Here is a 19,731-nt window from a genome sequence, read left to right on the forward strand (position 1 = left end):
AAAGGAAAATCAAACGCTTGTTCGTTAATTTCCAAAATTATATCGTAATGTTATACCAGACCTTACCGTAGTTTGGGGAAATGCCGTTGAAATAGCATACTCAGAAAACGCATAATCAAAATAAAATATGCCCGTAAGGTTTCTACTGAAGGCATAATCTGCGGTGTACTTTAGGCCCCAAATGGTTTGACCGGAAGTAACTTGATTATTATCTAAATCTAAGTATCGTATTATCGTTTTGTTATCCCGAACAGAAACATCTGCTTTCATATTTAAATCGCTAACAATACGCTTTTTTGGCCCTGCCAATTTGGAGCGAATTCGTAAGTCTTTAATACGATATCCGAGACCTATTGTATATTCGTTGCCAAGTACTTCGGTTAATAAATTATTATCGAAACTAAGCGATAACATACGGTCTCTGGCGACTTCTGCTAAAATCTTTACCGAATTTTTCATTTCGAAATCTATTCGCACTAACGGACTAAAAGATTCGGTTAAATTAACACCTCCAAAAAGACGTTCGTTTTTAAAATTACCCGATTGATCAAAAGCTTCTTGGGGTTGGCTTGCATAATCTACCCCTGGTACCGGCGCTTCATTATCAAAAGGATCTGTGTTTAGATTTAAGTTTGTATTAAACTGGTTTATGGTGTAAGACGAACGGTAACCGTGGGTAACGGAAAAACGTCTGAAGCGTTTTTTAAACCACGCAAATTTCATAAAACCAGAATATTTCAAGTCCCAGTTAGGAATTGGAATATCCCTGAAAGCACCTGTTTTAACTTTGCCTGCATCCTGCCCAGTATACGCTGCTAAAAATGCAGGTAGTAGTACTTTTTGGTTGTTTTTCCCAAAGCCTAGAGGATACCCCTCACTGTCTCTAGCAAAGGTGGAATTTCCATAGAACTCCTCTGCCAAACGATCGGCTATCTTAAGCCTATTGTTACTAAACTCTGTAAAAGGCGCAGAACTAATTTCATCACTCTGCTTAAAAGCAGTCTTAATCAAGACTGTAGAGATATTAAAATTACCAAAAGTATTTGGTGCTAAGGATTGATACTCTAACTCTCCTGCTATGTTATCTACACGGTAATTTTCGGTGTAATTTTCAAAGTAAGTTCTATTACTAATGATATCTATCTTTAAATCCTTAACAGGTTCCAAACTGGCAGAAACATCTATTTGTTTGGTATGTGTAGCTGTATACTGTTGGTTAAACGCATCGAAAACGGTTAACCAGCCTTTTCGAGCGGCCAAAAATCTCACATCGCTTTGGCTACCAAATGTAAAGCCTAAAGTAGGCTTAAACGTACCTATAAACCCTGGTGTTTGCGTAAAACCAGGCAAGAAGGTTCCGTTATTTTCAGAATAACGTATTTGCATTCTTTTAATGCTTGTAAGCAATCCTATACCGGCATTTAAAATCTTAGTAGCAGTTTGGTTTTTAACTTTTGGTTTTGGTTTCTTTTTTACCCCTGGACCTCCTGGTGGCGTTCCTCCTTGAGTAACTCTACTTCTGGCTCTTTTTATTGGCTTTTTTACCAAGCCAATATACCTATAGAACTTGTTCATGTCTAACGATGCATTTAAATCATGAATATTAGAGTTTTGAACTGTATGTGCCGGTGTACCTATACCGCCATCTGCAATGGGTCTTTCATAAAAATCCGAGCCTTTATCCCATTGAAAAGCACCTGTGTATTGATATGTCGCATCAATAAAACTGAACGCTGGAATTTTCTTTAAAGGCAATTGGTAGATTATTCCTAAATTTTGACTTTGTCTATTAGGATCACCAAGATCCAATAAACCGTCCCAAACATCAAGTGTTTCATCTTGTTCTCCCCTAATTAAATCGTTGTCCTTAAAATAATTACGTACTATATTATTGTTTGCAGCCGTAAAATTAAGCTGTAGGGCATCTGTTAAGTTATAGTTGATAGTATACTGAAAATCGAAGGTGTAATTTCTCCTAAACAGTTCTTCTACCGCTATATTATTACCCGTTAAATCAACCTCTCTAAACTTTTGTGTATTAAACTGTCGGTTGATGTCTGTATTTATTGCCACACTCGATGGTAATAAATTAAAGTTCATGTCTTTTAAGAATTTCCAGTAGCGCCCCGTAAATAAGGAATCGTTTTTCTTAAAAGGTTCCACTTTAACCGGATTAAAATTGAAGGCATAATTCGCCCCCATTCTTACGGTTTTATTTACCGAGTTCTCTATTTCGAAATCCCGATGCTCCACTTTATTATAAGAGTAATTGAGTGTTAGATTTTCTACATCGTAAAAACGCGGTGTTTTTTCTGTTGTCCTCGTTTTCCTAACCCCTATAAAATTGATACTCTGGCGCTTTGTATAATCTTCAGATTGTTGTTTAACGGTTTCTCTTTCCTCGGCACTATTAGCCGCTGCCAATCGAGACTCTAAAGTTAAATCCTTATAAAACTGATCGTATTTTGGCGTAATAAGTTCTTCGCTTTGCGCATAATTAAATGGTACTTGAACACCCCATTTTTTTGGTAATAGCTGCCCAACTTGAACATTAGTGACTACATCGTATTGTTTTATATCTTCTAAACTACGCTGAGTTGGGCCTTGCTCAATCCCACCAAAACCAGAGGTACTTTGCCTACCCGTAGCACTAATGTTTGCAAAATCAGCAATATTGGTATCCATACTTACCACAGCTGCCCAACCACCTTCATTATCCATATCGGATAAACGCAATTCGTTGAACCAAACTTCGGCACAAACATCATTTCTACTGGTGGCATTCTTTACACCAACCATCAAGGTTCTAATATCTCCAAAGTTAGGATTACCCTTTATCCCTATTCTTTGCTGTCCGGTAACATACCCCGAAAAAGCATCGTTTACCAATACCAAATCATTACCAACCACATCGTAAAACGTGGGGTCTTCGTCTCCTAGAGTTCCGTCGGAAATCCCCTGTGATTTTATCCTACCTAGAAGTTCTATAGGTAAATTGATTTCATTGACTTCAGGCCAAAGCCCTTCTCTAGTTAGAGACGTGGAAACCTGCAATGGTATTTCAATTTGGTAGAAGTTATCGTTTAAATCGTTACCAATTCTTATGAATCCTACAACTTCATTATCGGATAAGCTTTGTCCGTCGTCGGCACCAGCATGCATAAACATCCTAAGACGTTTAAACTGACGCATATCCACATTAATATTTTTGAATACTGCCTTAGAATCTTTGGTTTCCAAATTACAAACATTCACAACTAAGGATTGTTCGTTTTGTTCGATAACCGTGTTATTATTAAATAACTCCTCTGGCTCAATTCCTGGTGGTCTGTCGTAACTCCCTTCATTTTCCAGTGTTCCTATTACACCCACAGAAAAATCGGTTTGCGGATCATCTGGAGTAGGGTCGTCTTTATCCAGAGCTTGGGTGTAACGTCGCCAATCACTTCGAACCAAATCTAAAGTACCAAAACGGAAAATGGTTTGCTCAGTAAACTCTTTTAGATACATACGCACAAAACGAACCGATCTGATATCTGGACTGTTAACCAACTTTACATGGCTTCCTTGTACTGGAATTCGTAATAAATACCATCTCACATTTTCAGTACTTCCATTGGGCATGTTTCGAGGTCTTTCCTTAAAATCCCTTAAAAAATCCCGAAGAGGATTACTCAATGGTAAGTTATCGAATTCTGCCTGTGTAGCTGGTAGCGTTTGCCTAGTAATATCTAACTCGTATTCAAAGTAACTATCAATAGTATTCATTGTATTATCTCTATTGATATCTTCTACATCGGGTTGCGTATTGGCTGCTCTCTGCGTATCTGTAAAGGTATCTGGTGTATTACCTTCTACCCCATTAAACTTTTTATAGCGATCAAAAATATTTCCTGAAGCGTCAAGGAAATAGGTGTAGTTATCTTTTGAAGGATCTGGTAAATCTCCATAGGCTGGTGGCAACCCTTCTCTACCAACAAATTTAACCTCTTCCGGATCATTATACCCATCATAACCAACATCTTGATTTGTACGTTCCTGACCTGTTGTATCGAATGCGTAAATCAAAGATTGGTTTTGTGGTACTATAGATCCCCATGTTGTAGGGTTTTGGGTAAGTAAATCTACATTACCATCTTCAGGAAGGCCATTTTCATATAGCTTCTTACCATCTTTGATAATGTCTTCTGAAATATTACCGAGGTTGAACACCAATTTACCTCCAGGGTTGGACGGATTTTCTTGAAAAGGATCTTGTAACCAGAACTCTATATACTCTACATTTTGTTGCTCAAAGTCTGTAGAGGTTAACTGTCTTGTTATTCCTGCCCAAGAATCTTCTGGTCTTGTAAGTGTTTCAGAAGTTATATCTATATCGGTAGTTTGAAAATTATAAGGCCCTCTTTCCGTAGGATAATAAGCCAAATCTAAAGTAAAAAGCACTGAATTTTGCCCTTGTACTAGATCTCTATCTGGGAACAGCTCATTAATGAATACTCTACTGGTAAATAACGATGATAGGTCATTATCTGTAATCCCAGTTGGTCTTCTTGAACTGTAAAAAATAGGATCTATGCTATACCAGTTTAACATCGCTCTACCATAACCATTTTGAATTCCTTGACTATCTTCAATCTCATCATCTATACCATTCCCATCCACGTCCAGAGGTCTACTGGATAGAAACCACGATTGTTGTGCCCTTAGATCTATGGCGTTTTGTGTGCCTTCGAAATCGTCTATGTAAGAGGTAGCCTCTCCATTAAAATCAGTACCATTAGGAGCTCCAGGAGCCAAATAGGCAAACTCACCCCGTAAGGACAGGTTAGATTCTGCATCGGTATCTATATTTGGTAATTTGTTAGCCAACCTAGTAAGGAAAGGTACTTTTGTGGCATAATTACCATTAAAACCAAAAATAGTGTTGTTTGTAGGCTCTGTACCAAAATTAGCCTTTTGTGTTATTGGGCGCTCATTTAAGTTTAAAAGTGTTGCTCCAAGCACAAAATCCTCGCTAAACTTATGTTCTATGTTAAGCCCAGTAAATCGTCTGGTTTGTTGTCCAAAAACCGCATTACTCTCGTTTGAAACTTCGATGGGGGTGTTCGATTGCAATAAGGCTTCATCAAGAATTTGAACAGTTCCAACCTGATAGTTAACCGTATAATCAATACCTTCTACCAAAACACGACCCCCGGCTCTCACAACGACCGATCCTGGTGTAGCTGCAAAACCAATAGGAATACCGCTGGAACCTTCAGATTTAAATCGTCCTTTTAATTTAAATTTGTTCTTTTCAGCTTCTTCTAAAGCCGCGGTTTTTGTTTCTTTATAAAGAATATCGTAAACATATTTTCTTTGATTTTCATTGTATAGACTGTTATCGTCCTCGTAGGTTCCTCCTCCTAACACATCAAAGAGATACTCTCCGAAAGGCTCGGCATTGGTGAAAATAATTTTACCGCCCTGTGGAATGACCGTAATACCCGGAAAGAAATCGAAGAAACCATCACCATTGGCCTGTGGATCGTTATTAAAGTTTAATTTATCGAGATTAAAAACTCTTAGGAGCGGTATATTCTCAATAAGATCTTCTTCAGGAGTAGATCCGTTTACCGGGTTTCCGTTTATATCTAAGTCAAAATTAGCTCCAACTGGTGTAATATAATTTAATGGAGAGGCTTCGTTGTAAAAAATATTTAATGTAAAATCATCGGGACTTAGGGTGAATGCTCCCGTATCATAGATATTTTTCATCATTAAGTCCCAAACGGGTTGATCTACATTGGTAATACTACTCTTTAACATTTTTAAAACCAATGCTTTATTTACCACATTGGTTACTTGACCAGAATTACTATCTACATTAACAGCTGTTGCTTCTACACCATCGTTTGCAAATTCACCTACTTGATAAACTTCACCACCAAGGGTATATTGAAATGCTACCGCTAAAACTTCATCATTATTTAAACGCTGCTGAAGTGATATGTATCCCAATTGCGGGTTTAACGTATACTCTTGCGGTGATAACTTTCTGGCATTTTCCAGCTTCGCATAATCAAACCCTTCATTAAGACCAGAGATTAAGAATCCACCTGTATCTACGGTAGAAATATCTCGTATGGCCTCGGTTATTTGAGAACCGGCTCCACCAATATTATTGGGGTCAAAATCGTTGTTACCGTTATCTGGATTAGCATTAGGCCCAACATTTACAAATCCTGGAGGAGGTGATTGCAACCCTATTCTATTCGATTCTCCAATATCTTGAATCGCCACGATATTCCTTACATTCTCAGTTCTGTTGCTTCTGTTGGTTATCCATACTTCTAATCTGGTAATCTGAAGTCCCCTATTATTTATGTTAGGATAAAACTCTAACGATTTATCATAGGTCTCCCTAAAGTATTGCGATAAGAAGAAGTGCCTATTTTCATCGTAGTCTCTTATAAAAAGTTCAAACTCCTCTACCGTTCCACCACCTTGGGCAACTACCGTATTACCTTGTGATCGCTGTTCTGAGAAAACCCCTGTTATGGTTGTCCTCCCAAATTGCAATTGTGTTTTTACACCAAATAAACTTTGTGCTCCTGTTATTAAAGAACTGTTTAAAGGCATGTTAACGTTACCTACTTCTATCTTTTGAATGATATCATCTTCCGTTGGGGTATACTCTAACTTTATTAAGTTTTGGAAATCGAAGGATGCCTGCGTATCGTAATTTGCATTAACTTGCAACCTCGTACCAACTTTCCCTTGAAGACTTAAATTAATTCTTTGATCAAAATCGAAAGTAAAATTACTTCTATTTCGGGGTGAAAACGATGGATTATCCTGTCTTGAAAATAGAATACCTAAATCCATTTCAACAGAACCTTGTGGTATAACCTCTATAGTGTTGCCGCCAAATATACTTTCAAACAATCCAGATTTAACATAAAATTCTGGCAATAAGTTCTTTTGGGCTTCTTCACCGCCTTTTTTTCCATCGAACGCATCAATCTTTTCTTTGTAATACGATTTTATATTTTCCTTGGCAACAAGTTGATGGTATTCTTGTGGCGTTAATATTACCGGGTACTTGATATTAAAACTCCCTAACTTTTCGGTGTAGATGTACCTATCTGTTATAGGGTCGTAAGTATACTTAGATTCTATACTATTTGGCAATGGTGCTTTAATACTTCCTTTGCTAAACCCTGTTTTTGTTGAATCTTGAGCTGTTTCTTGAGACCAAGATACTATTGAAAAAAGCAGTAGCAAGGTCAGGATTGTAGATTGTTTTTTCGAATTATAAAATTTGAGGTTGGCTTTATTCAAAATAAACTATAAATTTTTTAGAGCTTGTTTTATAATGGTCTCGACGTTGGCTTCTGGTTCTGAAGCTACAATCTTATCGACCACGCGTTCTGCCTGTTTTTTTGCAAATCCAAGTACTTCTAATGCAGATAACGCTTCTTCTTTACTGGTATTGTCTTGAGATACCGAAACTTCGTCGATATCATAAATCTTTAATATTTTGTCCTTTATATCTAAAATTACACGTTGTGCCGTTTTAGCGCCAATACCTTTAACAGACTGAATTAAAGCTACATCGCTATTAGCTATACCTTCCCGAATCTGTTTAGGAGTAAGTGAGGATAACATGGTACGCGCTGTGCTTGCTCCTATACCGCTTACCGAGATTAATAATCTGAAAATCTCTCTTTCGGCAACTGTAGAAAAACCATAAAGTGCATGCGCATCCTCCCTAACTTGAAGATGTGTATATAACTTCAGAAATTCATTATCTGGAATTTGAGAGAATGTGTTTAAAGAAATATTAATCATATAGCCTACACCATTACAATCAATAACTACATGTGTTGGTTGTTTTTCGGCAAGCTTACCCTGTATATGCGTAATCATTTAATCATTTTCCTTGACCTCCAAATGTACTAAAATTATTGGCATATCATTACTTACCAAGTACATTTTCCTTGTCTTGTTTTTCCTTCTCTTGAGCATCGATTACAGCAATAGCCGTAATATTTACAATTTCGTCAACACTTGCGCCCAATTGAAGAATATGTACCGGTTTACGCATACCCATCATAATGGGGCCAATAGAGTCTGCTTCATGTAGTTCTTTCAAGAATTTATATGAGATATTTGCCGAATCTAAATTAGGGAATACTAACGAATTAACTTTTTTTCCTACCAACTTTGAAAACGGGAATTTCTCTCTGAGCATATTATCATTTAATGCAAAATCTGTTTGCAATTCACCATCTACTATCAAATTTGGGAAATGACGATGCAAATAGGTAACCGCTTCACGAACCTTAGAGGCTTTCTCATTTGGTGACGACCCAAAATTAGAATAGCTCACCATGGCCATAACAGGCTCCAAACCAAACAGTTTAACTACCGAAGCAGTTAATTGCGCTATTTTAGCAAGATCTTTAGCAGATGGGTCTATGTTAATAGAGGTATCACTTAAAAACAAAGGACCTCGTTTAGTCATCATAAGATTGGTAGTTGCCACCCGTGTTACTCCAGGCGCCATGCCTATAAGCTCTAACATAGGTTTCACCACAGTTGGATAGTTTCGTGAATATCCAGATACTAGGGCATCGGCTTCACCTTGGTCTACCATCATGGCTGCAAAATAATTACGCTCTCGCATTAATCTTTGCGCCGAGTAATAAGTTACTCCCCTGCGTTTACGTTGTTCCCAGTATACTTTAGCGAACCTATCTTTTCTTGGGTTTTCTGCTTCGGTCTTGGGATCAATTATAGGAATATCTGCATCAAATTCAATTGACGCCATGAGTTCTTTTATTGTCTCCGTTCTTCCCAATAATATAGGTTTAGCAATACCTTCTTCATAAACTATTTGTGCTGCTTTTAACACATCTAGCTGATCAGCCTCGGCAAAAACAACACGTTTAGGATTGGTTCGTGCCCTATTCATTAAGAGTCTAATCAATTTATTGTCAGACCCTAATCGTTGTAACAAGGTGTCTTTATACTTCTCCCAATCTTTTATTTTCTTTTTAGCTACTCCAGATTTTATAGCTGCCTTGGCTACCGCAGGTGGAACTTCGGCAATTAAACGGGGATCGAACGGCTTGGGGATGATGTAATCTCTACCAAAGGTTAACTTAGTTTCTCCATAGGCAATGTTTACTTGTTCTGGCACGGGTTCTTTTGCTAATTTCGCTAAGGCTTTAACTGCGGCCATTTTCATGTCTTCGTTAATTGCAGTTGCTCTTACATCTAGAGCGCCTCTAAATATAAAAGGAAAGCCAAGAACATTATTTACCTGATTAGGATGGTCGCTACGGCCGGTAGCCATAATGATATCGTTTCTGGTTTTAATAGCTAGATCGTATTTAATTTCTGGATCTGGATTGGCCATTGCAAAAACTATAGGGTTATCTGCCATAGCCAATAACATATCTGGTGTTACGATATTTGCCATAGATAAGCCTATAAAAACGTCGGCATTTTTCATGGCTTCATCTAGGGTATTTATTTTTCTGTGAGTTGCAAACTCGGCTTTTTCGGCAGTAAGGTTTTCACGATCATCTCTTATCACTCCTTTGCTATCCAACATGACCATATTTTCTTTTTTGGCCCCAAAAGCCTGGTATAATCTTGAACAAGAAATAGCCGCAGCCCCTGCTCCACTTATTACAATTTTGGCTTCAGATATATTTCTATTGGTAAGTTCTATAGCATTAATAAGTGCCGCCGCAGAAATGATGGCCGTACCATGTTGATCATCGTGCATTACTGGTATGTCCAACTCCTCCTTGAGACGTCTTTCAATTTCGAATGCTTCAGGTGCCTTGATATCCTCAAGGTTTATACCTCCAAAAGTTGGCGCTATATTCTTTACGGTTTCTATAAATTCATCAACATTTTCTGTGTCTACCTCAATATCGAACACATCAATATCTGCAAATATTTTAAAAAGCAACCCTTTACCTTCCATTACCGGCTTAGATGCTTCCGGACCAATATTACCTAGTCCTAAGACAGCTGTTCCATTAGAAATTACAGCAACTAGATTTCCCTTAGAAGTATACCTATAAACCTGATCTTTATCCTTTTCAATTTCAAGACAGGGTTCTGCAACACCAGGAGAATATGCTAAAGACAAATCTCTTTGAGTAGCATACTTTTTTGTTGGAACAACTTTTATTTTACCAGGAGTTGGTTTCGCGTGGTATATCAGTGCCTCTCTTCGCTTACTTTCTTCGCTCATAATGGATATTTTTAAAGGTTTTTACTTTTCCTGGGAAATGTAAAATCTATAGAATAATTTAAAGTTTCAAAGATAAGAATCCTCAAAACTATAGCATCAATCTTTCAGAAATTTGATGTTTCTTTTTAGTCCAGTAAATTTAGTTCGCTTAACCGCCGATTTTTTAAATACCTTACGGAACGTGTCTTCGGTTATTTCCTCCCAGTCTTTCTTAGACATAGACAGCAACTCTGGTTGGGGGTTGAATAAAGGCTCACTATGGGATTTTGAAAATCGATTCCACGGGCAAACGTCTTGACAGACGTCGCAGCCAAACATCCAATCATCAAATTGCCCTTTGAATTCTGTTGGAATATTATCTTTAAGTTCGATGGTGAAATACGAGATACATTTACTACCATCTACCACATAAGGTTCGACGATAGCTTGTGTGGGACAAGCATCAATACATGCCGTACAGCTACCACAATGATCAGTTGTAGGGCTATCATAATCTAACTCTAAATCAACAATTAACTCGGCTATAAAATAAAAAGACCCTACCTGCTGGGTTAACAAATTACTGTGCTTACCAATCCAACCAAGACCAGATTTTGCCGCCCAAGCCTTGTCTAATACTGGTGCAGAATCTACAAAAGCACGTCCACTAACTTCTCCTATTTCATCTTGAATAAAATGTAGTAGTGACTTTAATTTGTCTTTAATTACGAAGTGGTAATCTGTTCCAAAGGCATATTTAGAAATCTTGAACGTGTTATCTGTTTGGGTTTCTTCTGGAAAGTAATTTAGCAACAAGGATATAACACTTTTAGAACCTTCAACCAGTTTAGTGGGATCTAAACGTTTATCAAAATGATTTTCCATATAGCGCATTTCGCCATGCATATTAGCATGTAACCATTTTTCTAAACGTGGTGCTTCTTGCTCTAAAAATTCAGCTTTACTAATACCACAAGACAAAAAACCGAGGCGTTTGGCTTCGGTTTTGATAATTGAAGCCCTCTCTCTAGCTCTCTCCCGAGGGGAGAGAGAACTCATACTCAAGTCTTTTTTTCTATTCATAAAATTTCCTCCCCTTTGGGGAGGTTAGGAGGGGCTTTAGAACAACCCTCCTTGAATATTACCTTTAATACGTCCCAAATGTTTATACGCTAATTCAGTAACTTCACGACCTCTGGGGGTTCTCATAATAAACCCTTGCTGGATTAAGAAAGGTTCGTAAACCTCTTCGATAGTTTCTGGACTTTCGCTCACCGCTGTAGCAATTGTAGTAATACCAACGGGCCCGCCTTTAAACTTATCTATAATTGTAGACAAAATTTTATTGTCCATTTCGTCTAAACCATGGGCATCAACATTTAGAGCCTCTAGAGCGAACTTGGCAATTTTTATATCGATACTACCGTTCCCTTTAATTTGAGCAAAATCACGTACCCTACGTAATAACGCATTGGCAATACGAGGTGTTCCTCTACTTCTACCTGCAATTTCTATAGCCGCTTCCATAGAAATAGGAACATTTAAAATGGAAGCACTTCTTTGTATAATCGTAGTAAGTAAGTCTGTTTTATAATACTCTAGCCTGCTTTGAATACCAAACCTGGCTCGCATTGGGGAAGTTAACAGTCCCGAACGGGTTGTTGCTCCAACTAGTGTAAATGGATTTAAGTTGATTTGCACCGTTCTGGCATTAGGGCCAGTTTCAATCATGATGTCAATCTTATAGTCCTCCATAGCCGAGTATAAATACTCTTCTACTATAGGGCTTAAGCGATGGATTTCATCTATGAACAATACATCGCGTTCCTCTAAATTAGTTAATAATCCAGCTAAATCGCCTGGTTTATCTAAAACAGGTCCGGAAGTTACCTTAATACCAACACTTAACTCATTGGCCAAAATATGAGCTAGTGTGGTTTTTCCTAAACCTGGAGGGCCATGAAACAACGTATGGTCTAAGGCTTCGCTACGTAAGTTAGCCGCTTGAACAAAAACTTGAAGATTATCCAAGACCTGATCTTGTCCGGTAAAATCATTAAATGCCAATGGCCTTAACTGCTTTTCAACATCTAATTCTTCTGATGAATAATTTTCGTTGGATGGATTTAGGTTTTCGTTCATGCTAACTTCCCACGAAAGTGGGAATCTCTTTTAGGTTTTCTATAAAGAAATTGAAATAAATTCAATGCAAAACAAATATAATGAAAAAGACCTTTAGAAGTATTTGATACTATCTAAAGGTCTTTTATTATTTCTTGTAAGATTCCTGCATTCGCAGGAATAACTTAATGTTGTAGTTCTTCTTCGCCGTCTTTTAAAGGAACATCCTGAGGTACAAAGTCAACATCGTGTCCAGGTTTACTGTAATCGTAAGGCCAACGGTGTACATGAGGTATTTCTCCTGGCCAGTTACCGTGAATATGCTCTACAGGAGCAGTCCATTCTAAAGTCGTAGATTTCCAAGGGTTTTGTGTAGACTTCTTACCGTAAAAAATACTGATAAAGAAGTTATATAAATAAACCAACTGTACAACACCTCCAATTAAGGCGAAAATGGTTATGATAACGTTCACATTAGATACATCATCAAACAAAGGGAAGTTACTGTTGGTATAATATCTACGTGGTAAACCTGCCATTCCTATAAAATGCATTGGAAAAAATACACCGTAAGCACAAACTGCTGTTATCCAGAAATGGATATACCCTAAGTTTTTGTTAAGCATTTTTCCATACATTCTAGGATACCAATGGTAAATACCAGCAAACATACCATACAATGCAGAGATTCCCATTACTAAGTGGAAGTGAGCCACTACAAAGTAAGTATCGTGAACATTAATATCTAAAGCACTGTCCCCTAAAATAATTCCAGTTAAACCACCAGTGATGAATGTAGATACGAAACCTATAGAGAATAGCATCGCCGGATTCATTTGGAGATTACCTTTCCATATGGTCGTTATCCAGTTGAAGGCTTTTACAGCCGATGGAATAGCAATTAATAAAGTTGTAAATGTAAATACAGACCCTAAGAACGGATTCATTCCTGATACGAACATATGGTGACCCCATACAATCGTTGATAAGAATGCAATTGCTAATATAGAGGCAATCATTGCACGGTAACCAAAAATAGGTTTGCGTGAATTTGTTGCCATAATCTCCGATACAAGACCCATTGCTGGTAATATTACAATATATACCTCTGGGTGACCTAAGAACCAGAATAAGTGCTCGAATAATACTGGAGAACCACCTTGATAATGCAATACTTCTCCTTGAATGAATATATCTGATAAGAAGAAGGATGTACCGAAACTTCTATCCATTATTAACAATAATGCAGCAGATAATAACACTGGGAACGATATAATACCTATTACAGCTGTAATGAAGAACGCCCAAATTGTTAATGGCAATCTTGTCATAGACATTCCCTTAGTTCTAAGGTTTAAAACCGTAACTACATAGTTTAATGATCCCAATAAAGAAGAAGCAATGAATATAGCCATAGATACTAACCACAATGTCATACCTGCACCAGAACCACCTTGAGCCATTGGTAATGCCGATAATGGCGGATAAATAGTCCATCCAGCTGCTGCTGGTCCAGCTTCAACAAACAATGAGATTATCATTACAACACTAGACAAAAAGAACAACCAATAAGATACCATGTTCAAAAAGCCTGAAGCCATATCTCTCGCTCCAATTTGAAGAGGAATTAAAAGGTTACTAAACGTACCACTTAATCCTGCCGTAAGTACAAAGAATACCATAATGGTACCGTGAATAGTTACTAATGCTAGATAGATATCTGCATCCATTACACCATCTGGAGCCCACTTACCAAGTAAAGCTTCAAATACCACATTAGGTTGCTCTGGCCATGCAATTTGCATACGGAACAATAATGACATCATAACACCAATAACTCCCATAATAGTACCTGTAACTAGATACTGCTTGGCAATCATTTTATGGTCTTGACTAAATATATATTTAGTTACAAACGTTTCTTTGTGATGATGTCCGTGGTCGTCGTGTGCGTGTGTATCTGCGTGTGCTGACATAATCTTATATCGTTTTTTCTTTTTTTAATTAGTTAATTAGAGAGTTTTTGAATTCTTTTTGCTCTTTAATCCAAGCATCATATTCTTCCTGTGTTTCAACCACAATCTTCATTTGCATGTTGTAGTGTGATTTTCCACAAATTTTATTACAAATCAATAAGTAATCAAATTCGTAGCGTTCAAGAGCTTCCTCGCCCTTAGCTACTAAATCTTTACTCTTTTCAACTCTAATTTTATTAATGTTGGCTACTTTATCTTTCATTTGCTGAGTATCTCTCATCTCAGCGGTAGTCTTAGTAGGCGTAAAACCAAACTGCGTAATCATACCAGGAACACAGTTCATTTGCGCTCTAAAGTGTGGCATGTAGGCAGAGTGTAATACATCTTGAGAACGCATTTTGAATAACACAGGCTTACCTACTGGTAAATGTAATTCTGTTGTAATAATGTCATCTTGAGCATTAGGATCAGATTCATCAAGACCTAAGATATTTGCTCTATCGATATCAATTAATCGAACATTAGCTTTACCCAATGTATTATCTGCCCCTGCATATCTCGCTTTCCAGTTAAACTGTTGTGCGTATAATTCAACAACTAAAGGATCATCACTTTCATCAACACCCATAATGTTAATCCAAGTATTTAATCCGTAGATTATCAATCCAGCTAATACAATTACAGGAATGATTGTCCAGATGGCTTCTAATTTATTATTATCAGCAAAAAACAAGGCTTTCTTTCCTTTTTCACCTTTGTATTTAAATGCGAAATAGTGTAGTAAAAATTGTGTTACAGTTTGTACAAAAAAGATAATTACCATAGAGATAACCATTAAATTATCAATGGTTGGCCCATGCTCTGAAGCAGAGTTAGACATTAACGGTAAATCTCCCCATTTCACACAACTAACAATGGTTATTATATAGATGAATGCTAAAAAGCCCATCATTAAATATCCGTTTAAGGCATTGTCTTTGTCTGTAGCTACACCTGGTGTGTCGTCGCTACTCCCGTTCTTAGCCTGCGCCAAATCGAATATTTTAACCATTTGCCAAATGGCAATTAAAATAAATACTAAAACTATAATTGTTAATAAAGCAGTCATTGGTATTGTTCGTCTTTATTTAATCTTTAATTAATAATGAAAATCTTCGCTCTCCTTTTTGAAAGGATATCGCTTTACAAGTAATGGTGCTTTTGTTAATGACGTAAACACCACGAATATAAATAGCCCTGCGAATAATAATATTGAACCTATCTCAGGAATTCCTATAAACCATCTATCTCCTACAGTTGCAGGCATAATCATATTGAAAACATCAATATAGTGACCTAAAAGAACAACCAAACCAGTCATAACTACAAACCAAGGTATACGTTTGTAATCAGCGCTCATAAGCATTAAGATAGGGAATACGAAGTTTAATACTACCATACCTAAGAATGGTAATTTATAATCGTTAAACCTAGAAACGAAATATGTTACCTCTTCTGGTATATTTGAATACCAAATAAGCATGAATTGCGAGAACCATAAGTATGTCCAGAAAATACTAATAGCGAACATAAATTTAGCTACATCATGTAAATGGTTTTCATTTACAAACTCTAAATACCCTCTAGATTTAAGATATAAGGTAATTAAAGCGATAGCTGTAATACCACTTACAAACATACTAGCAAATACATACCATCCGAATAATGTAGAGAACCAGTGAGGATCTACACTCATGATCCAATCCCAAGACATCATAGATTCTGTGTATATAAAGAATACTAAGAATCCAGCTGCTATACGGAATGATTTCTTGTAGTTACTATTATCATCTGCTGTATCTTGAGCAATTGAAAATTTACGTGCAAAATGACGATACGCTACCCATCCTCCTATAAACACAATAGCTCTGATAGTAAATCCAGTAATATTTAACCATCCTGATTTACCAGCTACTAGTTTATCGTAATGCACACTAGCTTCATCGGTTAATTCTGGGTTCATCCATACAAACAGGCTATCGTGGCCTAAGAAATGAGAAGCTAAGGCAATAATAACAACGATTACCGCACCAGGCAATAGATAAGATGTGATGCCTTCCATGACTCTAAACAGTACAGGAGACCATCCCGCTTGTGAAGCAATTTGAACCGCATAGAACGCTAAAGTTCCTAAAGCAATCATCATGAAGAAGAATGCCGCAACATATAATGCTGCCCAAGGTCTGTTATGGATTTGGTGCATAACATGCTCAACATGTTTCTTGTGCCCATCACCATGATGTGCTTCTTCACCATGTCCTTTTCCATGATTGTCGTGAGATGCATCTGCGTGCGCATTATGAGCAGGAGCTGCATGAGCTGCTTCTTCACCATGTCCTCCATGATGAGCTTCTTCAGCTAATAAATGCTCAACGTCTTCAAAAGATTTATGAGATGACATAAAACCAATTCCTACTCCTACGGCTCCTAAAACCATTAGAATGAAAGAAAATGTCTTTAATTTATTTGAAAATGTGTACATATCTGTATAATCTTATCTTCTTACTTTTCTAAATCTGCTTTTAACTTTAACACGTATGCTACAACTTGCCAACGCTCTTCTTCATTCAATTGGTTAGCATAAGAACCCATAGAGTTCTTTCCGTAGTAAATGGTGTGATAAATACTTCCTTCGTTGATTGCTCTACCGGCATCATCATAGCTAGGAATACCAAGAATTTTTTCGCGCTTTACTAAATTTCCTTGACCGTTACCTTTATTACCATGACAAATACCACAGTATATATCGTAAAGTGCTTTTCCTGTAGCTAAGTCTACTTGGGTAGAATATAACGGACTTGTTAAAGTAGCTTTTGCCAATTCATAGCCTTCAGTTGAATTTTCAATATCGAAAGGAATATGGCCTCTGGCTACGGTACCATCAACTGGTAACTGAGCTTCTACTCCGTTAGGGAAAGCAGCTTCACCATAAGTTTCATAACCTTGAGATTCATACATATTTGGCATGAATTGATAGTTAGGAGCTGTATCTTTTTTACATGATACTGCTACAAAAACGATTGCTATTGCAAATATTTTAATTAAGCTCTTCATAATACTTATTAATGCGCTTCTTCTTTATCTACTAAATTTACTTCTACAGCTCCAGTTTCCTTAAGTAAGCTCTCTAGTTCACCCTCGTTACCATGTACAGCAATTTCCATTAAGAAATGATCATCTGTGGTTCTTGGATCTGGATTTTCAGCTTTTTTGAATGGCCACATTCTACTACGTAAGTAAAAGGTGATTACCATTAAATGCGCTGCAAAAAACACCGTTAGCTCAAACATAATTGGTACAAACGCAGGCATGTTTTCTATGTAGCTAAAACTTGGTTTACCACCAATGTTTTGTGGCCAGTCTTCAATCATAATGAAATTCATCATGGTAATAGCCACTGTTAAACCAACTAAACCATACATAAACGCCGTAATGGCAATTCTTGTTGGCGCCAATCCCATGGCTTTGTCTAGTCCGTGTACTGGAAATGGTGTATAAATCTCTTCTATATGATGTTTAGCAGCCTTTACCTTTTTTACGGCAGACATTAATACATCATCATCGTTATAAATAGCGTGAATTACTTTTGAAGCTTCCATATGCTACTTTTAGTTTATTAAATTTTTAGCTTGACCAGACCAATCATCACGTTCCGCTCTTCCTGGGAAAGAACCAGTAATAGAATCCAGTAAGTCGTATTCTTTCTTTGTCATTTTGCTCACCTGAAGGTAAGTGAAGATACCGATGCTATTAAGCACTTCTTCCATCTTTGGTCCAATACCATTGATTTTCTTCAGGTCATCAGCTGTTTGAGTGTCTTTATCAAAAGTTCCTATAGAACTTAGTAAGTCCCCAACTTTTTCGGTATTGTCTTCAACTGAAGCAGTAGTTTCTTCTAGAGTGCTAGCGTTAGAAGTGCGTTCATCTGCACCAGTTCCAACCAAACTTTCACCAGCTTCTCTTATTCTCTTGTATCTTTCTCCAGAAGACTTTAATATCGTCTTAACCTCTGCCTGAGCAATTACCGGGAATGTTCTCGAGTATAATAGGAATAGTACGAAGAAGAATCCGATGGTACCAATAAAGATTCCTATATCTACAAACGTAGGAGAGAACATCGTCCATGATGATGGCAAGTAATCTCTGTGTAATGATGTTACAATAATTACAAAACGCTCGAACCACATACCAATGTTTACAACAATTGAGATAACAAATGAGAACATGATACTTGTTCTAAGTTTCTTAAACCACATGAACTGTGGAGAGAATACATTACAAGTCATCATTGCCCAATATGCCCACCAGTAAGGTCCTGTTGCTCTGTTTAAGAAAGCATATTGCTCATACTCTACACCAGAGTACCATGCAATGAACAACTCGGTAATATAAGCCACACCAACAATAGAACCTGTAATCATGATAATGATGTTCATTAATTCTATATGCTGAACTGTAATGTAATCTTCTAGGTTACACACTTTTCTCATGATGATAAGTAATGTGTTTACCATTGCGAATCCAGAAAATACCGCACCTGCAACGAAGTAAGGAGGGAAAATTGTTGTATGCCATCCTGGAATAACGGACGTTGCGAAGTCAAACGATACAATAGTATGTACAGAAAGTACTAATGGTGTTGCTAAACCAGCAAGTACCAAAGATACTTCCTCAAAACGCTGCCAATCTTTAGCTCTACCAGACCAACCAAAACTTAATAAAGAATATATCTTTTGTTGGAAAGGTTTCACCGCTCTATCACGTAACATAGCAAAATCAGGTAATAAACCAGTCCACCAGAAAACTAATGATACCGATAAATACGTTGAAATTGCGAATACGTCCCATAATAATGGCGAGTTAAAGTTCACCCAAAGTGACCCAAACTGATTTGGTATTGGTAACACCCAGTAACCTAACCAAGGACGACCCATGTGGATAATTGGGAATAACCCTGCCTGAACTACAGAGAAAATTGTCATTGCCTCAGCAGAACGGTTAATTGCCATTCTCCATTTTTGACGGAATAATAAAAGTACCGCAGAAATAAGTGTTCCTGCGTGACCAATACCTACCCACCAAACAAAGTTTGTAATATCCCAGGCCCAACCTACGGTTTTATTTAAACCCCAAGTTCCAATACCCGTAGATATGGTATATAAAATACATCCAATACCCCAAAGAAAAGCGGCTAGTGAAATTCCAAAAACAATCCACCATTGTTTATTTGCTTTTCCTTCTACAGGCTTAGCCACATCCACAGTAACATCGTGGTATGATTTTTCTCCTGTAACTAAAGGTCTTCTAATAGGTGCTTCGTAATGAGACGCCATAATTATATAATTGATTCTTTAATTT

At 37.2% G+C, this 19,731-nt stretch carries 11 protein-coding genes; all 11 read right to left on the reverse strand.

Annotated elements, in window-relative coordinates; all coding sequences use genetic code 11:
- Positions 1-24 precede the first annotated feature (24 nt).
- The 11 genes from sprA to nrfD all read right to left on the reverse strand — a co-directional run bounded on the left by sprA (position 25) and on the right by nrfD (position 19,706).
- On the reverse strand, positions 25-7,323 hold the full coding sequence (sprA, locus tag M0214_RS04385) for a cell surface protein SprA (protein WP_371873538.1): 7,299 nt from the start codon (positions 7,321-7,323) through the stop codon (positions 25-27).
- Positions 7,324-7,329: 6 nt separating this feature from the next.
- On the reverse strand, positions 7,330-7,911 hold the full coding sequence (ruvA, locus tag M0214_RS04390) for a Holliday junction branch migration protein RuvA (protein ID WP_248724255.1): 582 nt from the start codon (positions 7,909-7,911) through the stop codon (positions 7,330-7,332).
- 49 nt (positions 7,912-7,960) lie between these two features.
- Positions 7,961-10,258: an NADP-dependent malic enzyme gene (locus M0214_RS04395; RefSeq protein ID WP_248724256.1), complete on the reverse strand. Its 2,298-nt coding sequence runs from the start codon at positions 10,256-10,258 to the stop codon at positions 7,961-7,963.
- Positions 10,259-10,354: 96 nt separating this feature from the next.
- Entirely contained in the window at positions 10,355-11,296 is a 942-nt protein-coding gene (queG, locus tag M0214_RS04400; protein ID WP_248724257.1) for a tRNA epoxyqueuosine(34) reductase QueG, read from the reverse strand.
- Between the two features lie 60 nt (positions 11,297-11,356).
- Positions 11,357-12,379 carry a Holliday junction branch migration DNA helicase RuvB gene (gene ruvB / locus M0214_RS04405; protein WP_248724258.1) on the reverse strand — a complete coding sequence of 341 codons (1,023 nt, stop codon included), beginning with the start codon at positions 12,377-12,379 and terminating at the stop codon, positions 11,357-11,359.
- 164 nt (positions 12,380-12,543) lie between these two features.
- Complete coding sequence (locus M0214_RS04410; RefSeq protein ID WP_248724259.1) at positions 12,544-14,334, reverse strand: cbb3-type cytochrome c oxidase subunit I; 1,791 nt, start codon at positions 14,332-14,334, stop codon at positions 12,544-12,546.
- A 28-nt stretch (positions 14,335-14,362) separates the two neighbouring features.
- Positions 14,363-15,442, reverse strand: coding sequence for a cytochrome c oxidase subunit II (locus tag M0214_RS04415; protein ID WP_248724260.1), 1,080 nt, complete (start codon positions 15,440-15,442; stop codon positions 14,363-14,365).
- Positions 15,443-15,472: 30 nt separating this feature from the next.
- The gene (locus tag M0214_RS04420) at positions 15,473-16,855 is read right to left on the reverse strand and encodes a quinol:cytochrome C oxidoreductase (RefSeq protein ID WP_248724261.1); all 1,383 of its coding nucleotides are present in this window, start codon (positions 16,853-16,855) and stop codon (positions 15,473-15,475) included.
- A 20-nt stretch (positions 16,856-16,875) separates the two neighbouring features.
- Positions 16,876-17,427, reverse strand: a complete 552-nt coding sequence (locus M0214_RS04425; RefSeq protein WP_248724262.1) for a cytochrome c — start codon at positions 17,425-17,427, stop codon at positions 16,876-16,878.
- Positions 17,428-17,435: 8 nt separating this feature from the next.
- On the reverse strand, positions 17,436-17,972 hold the full coding sequence (locus M0214_RS04430; RefSeq protein WP_248724263.1) for a DUF3341 domain-containing protein: 537 nt from the start codon (positions 17,970-17,972) through the stop codon (positions 17,436-17,438).
- 9 nt (positions 17,973-17,981) lie between these two features.
- Positions 17,982-19,706, reverse strand: coding sequence for an NrfD/PsrC family molybdoenzyme membrane anchor subunit (nrfD, locus tag M0214_RS04435; RefSeq protein WP_248724264.1), 1,725 nt, complete (start codon positions 19,704-19,706; stop codon positions 17,982-17,984).
- Between the last annotated feature and the right edge of the window lie 25 nt (positions 19,707-19,731).

Source organism: Seonamhaeicola sp. ML3 (genome assembly GCF_023273855.1).
Classification (GTDB): Bacteria; Bacteroidota; Bacteroidia; order Flavobacteriales; family Flavobacteriaceae; genus Seonamhaeicola.